The sequence below is a fragment of the Pseudoalteromonas sp. NEC-BIFX-2020_002 genome (assembly GCF_013002825.1).
In the GTDB taxonomy this organism is placed as follows: Bacteria; Pseudomonadota; Gammaproteobacteria; order Enterobacterales; family Alteromonadaceae; genus Pseudoalteromonas; species Pseudoalteromonas neustonica.
This window is the reverse complement of the sequence record NZ_JABEPJ010000004.1, coordinates 153,626-166,514: the sequence shown is the minus strand read 5'-3', so window position 1 is coordinate 166,514 and position 12,889 is coordinate 153,626. Positions and strand designations below refer to the sequence as shown.

Here is a 12,889-nt window from a genome sequence, read left to right as displayed (position 1 = left end):
TAAGAGGCTTTAAAATAAGGCTAAATTAACAGCAATTATTGCCTAGTACTTAATCAGTATTTTTTTACATTAGTGCTATTGTTGAGAAAATCAGCGATTGGAAAGCAAAAATGCAACTTTTGCTTCTAAATTGTGTTTTTTAGCTTTTAAATTCACTCGATACAGATTAATGTATTGAGGAAATAAATGCTAGGATGGCCCAGATGTCTCATGGATTGAGTTATTTAATTTAGCTGTTACGCGTATTTAGTTGGTATAAACAATGATGTTCCATGATTCCATGGCTATTGCTCAAGAAAAAATGACCAAGGTATGTATCTTTTTAGAACATCATAGTTTACCGCCGTCACCTCTAAATTATCAGGTAGTTTATACTTTCGTTAGCCAAGTCAATTCCGACCTAAGCACAACGATTGATCGCGCAATTGCCCAAGGGCAAATAATTGATTCTGTTTATATCGAACAACTTTATTTTGACTACATCGATCAGGCTCACAAAGCTGAAACCACCATGGTTCGCAATGTCGACGGTGTTATTAATTCATTGTCGCGCTCAGCACACTCCACTGAAAAAGAAATAATTCGCTTTGCCAGCCAAGTGAGTGACTGCGTTCATTCACTTGATGAAAATAACGTTAAGCAAAGCCGCTTAGCATTAGAGACGCTAAGCAAACAGACTGCCCATTTACTCACACAGCATAAGCAATTTAAGCGAGAGCTTATCAAAGCTAAACGATTACAAGAAAGAACCCAGCAACAACTCCTACAATTACGTAAACAACACATCACTGATCACCAAACTGGTCTGTATAAGCGCCACTACTTAAACCAGCAAACACAATTATGGTTAGGTAAAAACAAATCAGTATGTGCAATCGCCATTCAAATTGATAATTTAGATCACTTTATTGATAACTACGGCGATATGATTGGTGAAGTTATTTTAAATAAAGTTGCTAAACAAATTCAAAAGTACGTATTTGAAAGCGGTTTACCCGGACGTACAGGTAAAGATGCATTTACCATTTTACTTGCTGATATTGACCCAGAAACAGCCAATGTTATAGCTGAAAAAGTCCGCAATGGAGTCGAGAAGTTACGCTTTGTAAGCTCAAAAAATGGTATTAAACTTCCACCAATTAGTTTATCCCTTGGTATTGCTAAGCATCACGACGAGAAAGATTTTAATAAATTAGCGCGCAAAGCATCGAATGCTGCATATAAAGCAAAATCTCTTGGTCAAAGCAGCTTTATCGCTGGTCAATAAACCATATAAAGTTGTTACCTGCGAACAATTTAACCATATTCAAATTGCACCTCACGGTCACAATCAAGTACACTAGTCTTTATTGCCACGATAGAGATTAATCATGAACGAGAATCCAGAAAAGACCGCGCATTTTGGCTATAAAACTGTTGCCGAAACCGAAAAAGCTTCCATGGTCGCCGATGTATTTCACTCCGTTGCGACTAAATATGACGTAATGAATGATCTTATGTCTTTTGGTATTCATCGTTTATGGAAACGCCAAACTATTGCCAGCTCTGGTGTACGTAAAGGTCATTATGTACTTGATTTAGCCGGCGGCACGGGTGATTTAACAGCTAAATTTAGCCAACTCGTTGGTGATACAGGCCAAGTGGTATTAGGTGACATTAACTCATCGATGCTCAAAGTAGGCCGTGAAAAACTGCACAACTTAGGTCTTGTAGGAAATATCGACTACGTGCAAATGAATGCCGAAGCACTGCCTTTCCCTGATAATAGCTTTGATTTAATTACTATCGCATTTGGTTTGCGTAATGTGACCGATCAAAATAAAGCGCTGCGCTCAATGTACCGCATTTTAAAGCCAGGTGGTCGGTTGTTGGTATTAGAGTTTTCTAAACCAGAACATGAGTTGCTCAATAAAGCCTATGATTTTTACTCATTCAACCTGCTACCAAAAATGGGTGAATTGGTTGCTAACGACGGCGAATCATACAAATATTTGGCTGAATCAATTCGCATGCATCCAGATCAAGAAACACTCAAAACCATGATGAATGATGCTGGCTTTGAACAAACAACGTATCAAAATCTAACTGGTGGCATTGTCGCGTTACATCGTGGTTTTAAATATTAAGCGCTAGCTTGGACACTGAAAAAGGTAAAGGTGCTGTTATGTTAACGAATTTTCTAGTCGCTGTAGTTGAGCGTATTTTAAATACAGCGCTAGTGCTTGATAGTACTTTAATAGCCAAGCTAAAACCTGTCACTCAACAGCGTTTATTAATTGATATACGTGACTGGCAACAACAATTTGTAGTGGTGTTCACCGGCCAAAATTTACATTTATACAATACCAAAGAAACACTGTATGACTGCATGATCAGCGCTAATATCGATACCTTAATGGCATTACAAAATCCAGCGATGTTGACGCAGCTGATCCGCCAGGACAAACTCGATCTCCAAGGTGATTTAAATATTGCTCAAGGCTACAGTAATGCTTTTGCTGCAATGGATATTGACTGGCCTGAACACCTTTCTCGCTATATTGGTGATGTCCCTGCACAACAAGTTTGGCAGCTTATTACGCAATTGAAAAGCCAAGGCGATAAAACACAGCTTAAGCTTAACAATACGATTACTCATTTATGCCAAGATGAGTTAGCGGTCACCATTCACCCGATAGAGCTTGAACAATTTAAACAACACACCCGCCAATTAAAAGGCCAAGTTGCTCAGCTTGAAATGCGTATAAACCAATTACTTCAATCTAACTAAATCTGTAAGGATTATTTGTGTCAGCTGCTCGGTTATATTACATCACCCAAACCCTACTCAACTATGGTTTAGATGAACTGATCCCTGCCAATAAAATACCTTGGTATGCTAAAGCTGGCCGCTCATGCTTGTTCTGGCTTAAAAACAAACACACAGATAAACCAGCTGGATTACGACTGCGCTTGGCGCTGCAACAGTTAGGCCCTGTATGGATTAAGTTTGGCCAAATGCTCTCTACGCGTCGCGATTTATTACCGCTCGATATAGCAATAGAGCTTGCGCACCTACAAGATCAAGTACTCCCTTTTGAAGGTGCATTAGCACAAAAGCTCATTGAAGAAGCATTAGAGATCAATGACATTAGTGAATGCTTTAGTGACTTTGAACAAACTCCTTTAGCCTCTGCATCTATTGCACAAGTTCACACAGCGACCTTAATCGATGAACATCAACAACCGCAAGATGTGGTGATAAAAGTAATTCGCCCAGATATAAAAGGCCAAATTGATGCCGACCTAGCCTTGATGGAGCAATTTGCTAAAGTCGTGGCTAAATTAGTAAATGAAGCAAAAAGATTACGGCCTGTAGAAGTGGTTAAAGAGTATAAAAAAACCTTACTCGATGAACTAGACTTAATGCGTGAAGGCGCTAATGCTATTCAATTAAAGCGTAACTTTGAAGGTTCAGATTCGCTTTATATCCCTTATGTTTACAGTGACTACAGTCGTGTTAATGTACTCGTAATGGAGCGTATTTACGGTATTCCAGTTTCGGATACTGACGCATTAGTTGCGCAAAACACCAATATGAAATTGCTAGCTGAACGAGGCGTGGAAGTGTTTTTCACCCAAGTATTCCGTGATAGCTTTTTTCATGCTGACATGCATCCAGGGAACGTGTTTGTATCATACGACACGCCTGAAAACCCCAAATTTATTGGGATCGACTGCGGGATTGTTGGCACCTTAAACAAAGAAGATAAACGTTACCTTGCAGAGAACTTTATTGCCTTTTTTAATCGTGACTACCGTCAAGTCGCCCAGCTGCATGTTGACTCAGGGTGGGTTCCAAAGGATACCAGCGTTGAAGAGTTTGAGTTTGCGATTCGTACAGTGTGCGAGCCGATTTTTAATAAGCCATTAGCTGAAATTTCATTTGGTCACGTTTTAGTCAACTTGTTTAATACAGCTCGTCGCTTTAATATGCAAGTTCAACCCCAATTAGTTCTACTGCAAAAAACCTTACTGTATGTTGAAGGATTAGGGCGTCAGTTATATCCACAATTAGATTTATGGAAAACAGCAAAGCCCTTCTTAGAAGACTGGGTAAAGCAACAAGTCGGCCCTTGGTCGGTACTTAAGCAGGTATATGCAAATTTACCTTTTTGGGCAGAAAAAATGCCCGAATTGCCTGATTTAATTTACCATAATTTAAAGCAGCAACAGCAGTATCAAGTACAGACTCCAATCACTCAGCCGTCGCACAAGCCATTATTACTTGGTGTATTTGCGGGAGCTGCAATGATAGTGTCGGGACTATGCTATTTACAGCACGATATGATAGCAGCAAGTATTGCAGCAGTTTGCTCGCTAAGTGGCTTTATCCTCGCTTGGCGCAATGCGTCATAAACTAAGTGCTATTTAGTGCTCGGTGAGTATAATCAATACAATAACTTTAATTCACAGTATTTAATTAAGTGGAGAACATCATGGGTTTTGGCGGTATTAGTATTTGGCAATTACTGATTGTTTTGGCAATCATTGTGTTACTTTTTGGTACAAAAAAATTACGCGGAATTGGTGGTGATTTAGGGAATGCTGTAAAAGGGTTTAAAAAAGCAGTATCTGAAGAAGAACAACCTAAACCTACTGATAACATAGAACAAAGTAATAGTCCCATTCAAAATAAAGAGTCTATTGATAAAAGCAAAGAAGACCATAAGGCTTAATTAAAATGGGCATGTGGGAACTTGTTGTTGTTTTAATCGTTGGGCTCGTTGTACTGGGGCCTGAACGCTTGCCCGTTGCTATTCGCACAGTAAGTCGCTGGATAAAAACTATAAAATCATTAGCTAACTCAGTCAAAGCTGAAGTTAACGAAGAGCTTCGCGTACACGAACTGCATCAAAATTTAAAAAAAGCAGAGCAACAAAGTATGCAAGATTTAAGTCCTGAGCTCAAAAGTTCTGTTGATGAACTGCAAAAAGCGGCCGATTCTGTCACTCATAGTTATAAAAAAGAATCTTCAGATCAAAACAATAAAGTGAGTAACGATGAACAAAAGTGAATTATTTTTGTTGTCTTTGGTCTACTCATTGGTAGCGAGTTAAGTTATGGCTGAACAAACACAATCTGGCTTCGTGAGTCATTTAATTGAGTTACGAAATCGTCTAATGAAAGCTTTATTAACTATTTTATTATTTTTTATTGCTCTCGTTTACTTTGCCAATGATATTTATAGCTTTGTTGCTGCACCATTAGTTGCTCACTTACCAAGTACAGCAACAATGATCGCAACAGATGTAACGGCACCATTTTTTGCACCATTTAAATTAACTTTATTTGTTGCTTTATTTGCTTCTATACCACTGATATTACATCAAATCTGGGGGTTCATTGCACCAGGTTTGTATCAACATGAAAAACGTATGCTGATGCCTATTTTAGCATCAAGCATTATACTTTTTTATGGTGGTATCGCATTTTGTTATTTTATCGTATTGCCGATTATTCTTGGTTTTTTTACCAGTGCCGGTCCCGAAATGATGACACTTGCACCCGATATCAGCAGTTACTTGAGCTTTGCATTAAAGTTATTCTTTGCTTTTGGCGTCGCCTTTGAAATCCCAGTCGCTATTATGCTGCTATGCTGGAGTGGTGCGACAACCACGCAAAGTTTAAAAGAAAAACGACCGTATATTGTCGTTGGTGTATTTGTCGTTGCTATGTTTTTAACGCCACCTGACGTACTCTCGCAATCATTATTAGCGCTTCCGATGCTAGTATTATTTGAAATTGGTTTAATTTTAGCGACTTTTTACACCGCTAAACCTGAACAACATGAGTCTAAGGAATAAAATGAAAAAACAACTACTACCATTATTAGCTCTGTTAAGTGTCCCTATCGCTAATGCTAATGCTAATGCTAATGAAGTTAATCTACAAGCATTGCAAGCGTGTACTTTTGTTGAAAATGACTTTAATCGTTTACTTTGCTACGACAATATCATGGCTGGTAAACCATTGAGTAAACCAGTAACAACGTCACAATCGTTAAAAGACGCAGCACCCGCCTCAATAGCTGAGTCTAAAAATACGGCAAAAGCAAAAAATGAAGATTTTGGCTTAGAGCACAAAGAAGCGGCTAAAGACAATGATGATGAAATTACCGCAGTGATTAGCAGCATAGAAGAAGCGCCGTATGGTGAATTAATCATTAACTTGGAAAATGGCCAGCAATGGCGTCAAGTGGGCTCTGATAGCATACGCCTGAGGGCTAACGATACAGTCGAAATCACACGCGGTATGTTCAATTCATTCCTATTGAAAAAAGCAGGTTATAATCGTTCAATTCGCGTTAAACGAACAAATTAATGTCAACAATGCTTATTGATGCGGGTGTAAACCTCACAAATCACCAATTTGATGCTCAGCATGAAGCTATCATCACACGCGCGAAAGCGCATGATGTTGGCCAAATGCTGTTAATTGGATGCGATGTTAGCACCAGCCAACAAGCACTTACGTTAGCTCAAGATTATGAGCTGCTTGCTACCGCGGGCGTTCATCCGCATGATGCTAAATCTGTCGATGAGCAGCTAGAGACTCAACTTCGTCATTTAGCAGCAAACTCGAAAGTCGTTGCTATTGGCGAGTGTGGTTTAGATTATAATCGTGATTTTTCACCTCGGGATGTTCAGCGTTCAGTTTTACATCGTCAATTAACGCTAGCAGAACAACTTGATTTACCTGTTTACCTACATGAACGTGATGCTAGCGAGGATATGCTCGCTATTTTAAAAATGTATTCTGTTCGTGGTGTACTCCATTGCTTTACCGGTGATCAGCAGGCATTAGAGCAATACTTAGCACTAGGCTTACACATAGGGATCACTGGTTGGGTATGTGATGAAAGAAGAGGCAAAGAGTTACAGCAGCTAGTGCCATTGATACCACTTGATAAATTATTAATTGAAACAGATGCACCTTTTCTTATACCGCGCACTATTACACCTAAACCCAAATCTCGACGTAATGAGCCCTGTTTTTTACCTTATATTTGCCAAACTATTGCGTCACTGAAAAACATTGAATTTACAGCCGTTGCAGAGCAAACTACACTTAATTTTCAACAATTGTTCAACCGCAAGGGCTAGCAATGAAGTGTGCTTGGTTGTTTTTTGGTGGTTTTACGCTGCTGTTAATATCAGTTGCTTCTCACGCTAAAGGCATCACTTTAGATAAACACTTTAAACACCTTCAAGACATTTCTTTTGCTTACACACAGCAGCCTCTCACGCCTGAGCAAGCTAAACTATTACCCGCTAAATCATGGCAACAACTTAATCAACAGAGCCTAAACCTTGGCATTGCTAATCACGCTGTTTGGATTAAGTTTATAATGACTAACGCTGAGAGTTATGAATTACCAGCTTTGCTCTCTATTGATAACCCATTACTTGATAAAGTAACTGTGTTTCATTATCACAAAGGTAGCACCCTATTATTTAAAGAAATTGGTGATGCACTGCCGCTGGATAATCGCCAAATTAAGAACGAATCTTTACTGGTTAAATTAAGCTTGCCACCATTAAGCAGCAGTGAAGTATTTCTTCGGGTTGAAACTAAAGGCGGTGTTCGCGTTCCAATTAGCGTATGGCAGCACGATGAATATCTAAAATATAAAAGTAAATTTAACCTGTTGTATGGGTTGTTAATTGGTTTTGTTCTATCTCTGGCTATTACATGTTTTGTATTATTTGGTTTTTCTCGAAAAAGCTATTTTGCCTTGAGTGGCTGTATATTAATTACTTTATGGTTGCAACTCGTTTACTTGTATGGCTTTGGTTATCGCTATTTTCACCCATCAATACCGAGCTTACAACAACTTGCTATTCCTTGCATGCTCATAATTACAACAGGTTTGTTCCAACCTTTATTTAATCGCATGCGCCAATCTAACAAGTCTCCTATACAGTCTCTGCAACGATGGAGCAATCACTTATTATTAAGCAGCCTACTGGTTATCTGGCTACTACCAACAAGTTTATTAGTAAGTTACACCCTAATAGCTAGCTCTTTAATCATGTTAATCCATTGCACCGCAATCGTATATGACGTAAAGCAAAGCCGCAGCCATCCAACTAGTGCCCTATTATGTGGTGCCATCTCATTTTTTGCCGCACTGGTTTATCTCAATATTGTGGTTTTTGGTTTGTTTGATTTTAATACCCGCGGCCTGCCCTTCATGTTTATCAGCTTTTTAGTGTGCGCTTTGAGTTTAAGCTTTGCGACCATTAAATACTTTTTAATTGAACGTGATGCACAAATTGCTTCTCAGCAAGCACGTATTGCCCAAAGCGAGGCGCAAGATGCCTTATTACAAGAGCGTATTGAGCTGCAAGAACAGGCTCATTTAGATCTTGAAGCAAACATAGAAGAACGTACTTTTGAATTACAAGTTACCCTGCGAGAGCTAGAAGAAAAAAACCGCGCATTAGAACAGATGAATATGGAAGATGCACTCACGCAAGTAAAAAACCGCCGCTACTTCGATAAAAAACTGGTCATGGATTTACGCCGCTCACGCAGAGAACAAACCCCACTGAGCGTGATAATGTTCGATATAGATCACTTTAAAAAAATCAATGACACATACGGACATTTAACCGGCGATCAGGCCATACAAGCCGTTGCACAAATAATCAAAAGCCATTTAAAGCGTCCGCTTGATGAAGTCGCCCGCTATGGTGGTGAAGAATTTGTTGTATTACTGCCAAACACACCTCTCGATGGTGCCCTTGAGATAGCGCAGAATATACGCCAAGCAATCATGGATGCTGCGATAAAAGTGGCAAGCACAGAGATAAAATTTACCATTAGTGCGGGGGTATACTGTGCCGTCGCTGAAGATATAAATAACCCGGGATTATTCACTGATTGTGCAGATAAAGCGCTTTATCACGCAAAACAAAGTGGCAGAAATCGCGTGGTTAGCTTTCCAATTTTAGACTAGGAGCAAACAATGGCCCAATCAGGTCTCGACCTTTTCCCTTATACACGCATGCGTAGAATGCGCCGTAGTGATTTTTCTCGTCGTCTTATGGCTGAAAATCAACTCAGCGTCAATGATTTAATTTACCCTGTCTTTGTGCTTGAGGGTGAGAACCGCCGCGAAGCAATTGAGTCAATGCCAGGCATTGAACGCCTATCTATCGATTTACTTCTAGACGAAGCAAAAGAGTTGGTTGAATTAGGCATTCCTGCTGTCGCCATTTTTCCCGTTACACCTGTAGACAAAAAATCATTGCTCGCAGAAGAAGCCTACAGCGATGATGGCCTTGCACAACGCACTGTACGCGCACTTAAAGCTGCGTTCCCTGAGCTTGGTGTGATCACCGATGTAGCGCTTGACCCATTCACTGTGCATGGCCAAGACGGCATCATTGATGATGAAGGCTATGTCATTAACGATGTCACAACTGAAATACTTGTTAAGCAAGCACTTTCACATGCAGAAGCTGGCGCCGATGTAGTTGCACCTTCAGACATGATGGATGGCCGTATTGCCGCTATTCGTGAAGCACTCGAAGCGGATGGCTTTATTCATACCCGTATTATGGCTTACTCTGCAAAATATGCGTCTAGCTACTACGGCCCATTTCGTGATGCAGTTGGCTCAGCAGGGAATTTAAAAGGAGCAGATAAAAAAACCTATCAAATGGACCCTGCAAATTCAGATGAAGCTATCCGTGAAGTTGCCCTTGATCTGCAAGAAGGCGCTGATATGGTCATGGTAAAACCTGGTATGCCGTATTTAGACATTGTGCGCCGCGTAAAAGATGAGTTTGGTGTGCCAACTTTTGCTTATCAAGTAAGTGGTGAGTACGCGATGCACAAAGCAGCGATTGATAACGGCTGGCTCGCTGAAGAGGCAACCATAATGGAATCATTACTGGCATTTAAACGTGCTGGTGCTGATGGTATTTTGACCTACTTCGCAAAACAAGCAGCCCAGTGGCTTAAAAAATAAGCTTTCCCTTTGAAAAGAGTGAGCCCTCGCTCTTTTCACTTTCATTTTATTAACATTTTGTATTTTATTTGTCATAAAAAATCCCTAAACTAGTTCCCCCAATTGGGATCCACACACACGGGAATAAAATGATAAATACAAAAATAACACCTCTGGCACTTGTTATTGCAAGTCTCAGTGCACCAGCATCCGCTAATCTAATCATTTCAGAATATGTTGAAGGTGGCTCTAACAATAAAGCTATTGAGCTTTATAACAACTCAGGCGCTGAATTATCTCTTAACGGCTATAACATCTCTCTTTATTCAAATGGGAACGGCGATCTAACCAGTCCAAATAATACACTTGACCTATCTGGTAGTTTAGCTGCAAATAGCACCTATGTAATTGTTAACGCAGGCTCTGTAGACGAACTTAAAGCGAAAGCTGATATTGAAGCAACTGTTACCTATTTTAATGGTGATGATGCTTTAATACTTACTAAAGATGGCACTATCGTTGATAGTTTTGGTCAACTAGGCGTTGATCCTGGCCAAGAGTGGTCTGCCGGCGGTGTTGCCACTAAAGATAAATCACTGCGTCGCAATCTCAGTATTACAATAGGCCGTACAGATGCCACGGCAGAATTTGATCCAAGTGCACAATGGGTGCAGTTTGATAAAGATGACTTTTCAGGCATTGGTTTTCATGGCGAAAGCACAGAACCAACACCAGACCCTGATCCAGAACCGGTTACTCCATTAGAGTGCGGCGCTGCTAAAACTACGATTAACGCCATTCAAGGTGCCAGTGATGAAAGCCCATTGATCAATACCATCGTTGAGCTTGAAGGTATTGTAACGGCGGATCTACAGGCCGACGATCAACTCAATGGCTTTTTTATCACCTCGCTTGATGCTGATATTGACAACAACCCACTGACCTCTGAAGGTGTATTTATTTACGCTAATACTACTGACGTTAATGTGGGTGATCACGTTCGTGTTAAGGGCAGTGTCGCTGAATACTTCAACGCAACACAAATTGGCGACGTTAGCCAAATTAAAGTCTGTGCAGCAGACTTAACATCTACAGCAACAAAAATATCTTTACCTGTTGCTGATACGAATGATTTTGAAGCCTTTGAAGGTATGTTGGTCACATTAGAGCAACCTTTAGTGGTCACCAATAACTATGCGCTAGGTCGTTTCGGTGAAGTTGAACTCGCTACGGAACGTCTATATCAGGGTACGCAAGTTGCCTTACCTGGTGATGCAGCCAATGCCCACGAAGCTGAGAACCTTAAAAAACAAATTTTAGTCGATGACGGCTCAACGAAGCAAAACCGCGATCCAATCGCTTACCCGGGTGTTGGGCTTGATGCTTATAATACGTTACGTTTAGGTGACTCTGTTAATACGATTACCGGAGTATTGGGCTACAGCTTTAATCGCTACCGTCTTCACCCAACGATTGCACCAACATTTATTGCTACCAACCCTCGCCCAGATGCACCTGCATTAAACGAGCAAGCCGACTTACGTATTGCCAGCTTCAACGTACTTAATTACTTTAATGGTGATGGTCAAGGCGGTGGTTTTCCAACAAGTCGCGGTGCAGATAACGAAGCAGAATTTGTTCGCCAACAAGCAAAATTAGTCAGTGCAATTACAGCGCTTAAAGCCGATGTTATTGGTTTAATGGAAATTGAAAACGATGGTTTTGGTGAATTTAGCGCCATTGCCAGCCTAGTTAAAGCACTCAATGATGAAGATGCTGAAAACCAATACGCTTTTGTTGATTTTGCTGTAAATCAAATTGGTACAGATCAAATCACTACCGCATTAATTTACCGCGCTAATAAAGTAGAAGAAGTAGGCACTGCGGCCATAACAACGCAAACACCATTTGATTACAGTAACCGTGCGCCTATTGCGCAAAGCTTTAAATCACTTAGTACCGAAGAAGTATTTACAGTTGCTGTCGCCCATTTAAAATCAAAAGGCGGCTGTCGTAGCGCAGAAGGTAACAACGCTGATTTAGGTGATGGTCAAGCTTGCTGGAATGAAATTCGCGTTGCGGGTGCAAATGCTTATGCTGACTGGTTAAACAGTAAACCTACCGGTATCGATGATGAAGATATTATCCTTGTCGGTGATATGAACGCATATGCAATGGAAGATCCAATTCGCGCATTTGCTGATAAAGGGTATAAGAATGTTGTCGCCGAACTTAATGGCAACACTTTTAGTTACTCTTATAGCTTCTCAGGACGATTAGGTAGCTTAGATCACGCTGTAGCAAGCCCAACCCTGCTTGCAAAAGTAGTCGCTGCGACAGATTGGCATATCAATGCTGATGAGCCTATTAGCTTAGATTACAACCTCGAATCAAAATCAGACACACAGCAAGCAAGCTTATACGCAGACAACGCATACCGTGCATCAGATCATGATCCTGTCATTATCGATATAAAATCTGAGCCACCAGTTGAGCCAATCCCAGAACCACAAGCGCCTGTTTTAGCGCCTGAACAAACCTTTAGCATTGCAGAGAATAGTGCGGTAGGTGCCGTAATAGGCACGCTTAATTTTAGTGATGCAGATGAAGCATACACACCTGTAGTTAGCTTTGTTGTATCAGGTAATGATGCCGTTACAATTGATGCACAAGGTCAGCTTATTCTCGCTACAGAACTGGATTACGACCTTGAACGTAAAATTACCTTAATGGTACAAGCTCAAGATAGTGCCGGGAATTTATCAGCAGCACAGTTGGTATTTATTAATATAGATAAAGTGGATGAAAAGAAGAGTAACTCTGGCTCATTAGGTTGGTTAAGTTTGCTCGCTTTACCATTATTAGCAAGAAGGCGTATTAAAAAGTAAC

Annotated in this window: 12 protein-coding genes; all 12 read left to right on the top strand. The window is 40.4% G+C overall.

The annotated features are described in order from the left end of the window. The first annotated feature begins 280 nt into the window (after nucleotides 1-280). The 12 genes from HJP15_RS06670 to HJP15_RS06615 all read left to right on the top strand — a co-directional run bounded on the left by HJP15_RS06670 (nucleotide 281) and on the right by HJP15_RS06615 (nucleotide 12,888). Nucleotides 281-1,267: a GGDEF domain-containing protein gene (locus tag HJP15_RS06670; protein ID WP_170173354.1), complete on the top strand. Its 987-nt coding sequence runs from the start codon at nucleotides 281-283 to the stop codon at nucleotides 1,265-1,267. Nucleotides 1,268-1,370: 103 nt separating this feature from the next. Further along, on the top strand, nucleotides 1,371-2,126 hold the full coding sequence (gene ubiE, locus HJP15_RS06665; protein ID WP_054205296.1) for a bifunctional demethylmenaquinone methyltransferase/2-methoxy-6-polyprenyl-1,4-benzoquinol methylase UbiE: 756 nt from the start codon (nucleotides 1,371-1,373) through the stop codon (nucleotides 2,124-2,126). Between the two features lie 38 nt (nucleotides 2,127-2,164). Continuing rightward, on the top strand, nucleotides 2,165-2,770 hold the full coding sequence (locus HJP15_RS06660) for a ubiquinone biosynthesis accessory factor UbiJ (RefSeq protein ID WP_054205321.1): 606 nt from the start codon (nucleotides 2,165-2,167) through the stop codon (nucleotides 2,768-2,770). A 17-nt stretch (nucleotides 2,771-2,787) separates the two neighbouring features. Beyond that, a complete protein-coding gene (ubiB, locus tag HJP15_RS06655) occupies nucleotides 2,788-4,398 on the top strand; it encodes a ubiquinone biosynthesis regulatory protein kinase UbiB (protein WP_169326636.1) in 1,611 nt (536 codons plus the stop codon). Between the two features lie 80 nt (nucleotides 4,399-4,478). Further along, entirely contained in the window at nucleotides 4,479-4,718 is a 240-nt protein-coding gene (gene tatA, locus HJP15_RS06650) for a Sec-independent protein translocase subunit TatA (RefSeq protein WP_054205298.1), read from the top strand. A gap of 5 nt (nucleotides 4,719-4,723) precedes the next feature. Further along, nucleotides 4,724-5,056, top strand: coding sequence for a Sec-independent protein translocase protein TatB (tatB, locus tag HJP15_RS06645; RefSeq protein WP_170173308.1), 333 nt, complete (start codon nucleotides 4,724-4,726; stop codon nucleotides 5,054-5,056). Between the two features lie 46 nt (nucleotides 5,057-5,102). Further along, nucleotides 5,103-5,846, top strand: coding sequence for a twin-arginine translocase subunit TatC (tatC, locus tag HJP15_RS06640; RefSeq protein WP_054205300.1), 744 nt, complete (start codon nucleotides 5,103-5,105; stop codon nucleotides 5,844-5,846). A gap of 1 nt (nucleotide 5,847) precedes the next feature. After that, entirely contained in the window at nucleotides 5,848-6,363 is a 516-nt protein-coding gene (locus tag HJP15_RS06635) for a hypothetical protein (RefSeq protein WP_054454480.1), read from the top strand. Next, nucleotides 6,363-7,145, top strand: coding sequence for a TatD family hydrolase (locus HJP15_RS06630; RefSeq protein WP_054454482.1), 783 nt, complete (start codon nucleotides 6,363-6,365; stop codon nucleotides 7,143-7,145). The genes HJP15_RS06635 and HJP15_RS06630 overlap by 1 nt, the downstream gene beginning before the upstream one ends. Nucleotides 7,146-7,147: 2 nt before the next feature. Beyond that, nucleotides 7,148-9,004, top strand: a complete 1,857-nt coding sequence (locus tag HJP15_RS06625; RefSeq protein WP_054205303.1) for a sensor domain-containing diguanylate cyclase — start codon at nucleotides 7,148-7,150, stop codon at nucleotides 9,002-9,004. Between the two features lie 9 nt (nucleotides 9,005-9,013). Continuing rightward, on the top strand, nucleotides 9,014-10,021 hold the full coding sequence (gene hemB / locus HJP15_RS06620; RefSeq protein WP_054205304.1) for a porphobilinogen synthase: 1,008 nt from the start codon (nucleotides 9,014-9,016) through the stop codon (nucleotides 10,019-10,021). A gap of 128 nt (nucleotides 10,022-10,149) precedes the next feature. Further along, nucleotides 10,150-12,888 carry an ExeM/NucH family extracellular endonuclease gene (locus HJP15_RS06615; RefSeq protein WP_054205305.1) on the top strand — a complete coding sequence of 913 codons (2,739 nt, stop codon included), beginning with the start codon at nucleotides 10,150-10,152 and terminating at the stop codon, nucleotides 12,886-12,888. The last annotated feature ends 1 nt before the right edge of the window (nucleotide 12,889 follow it).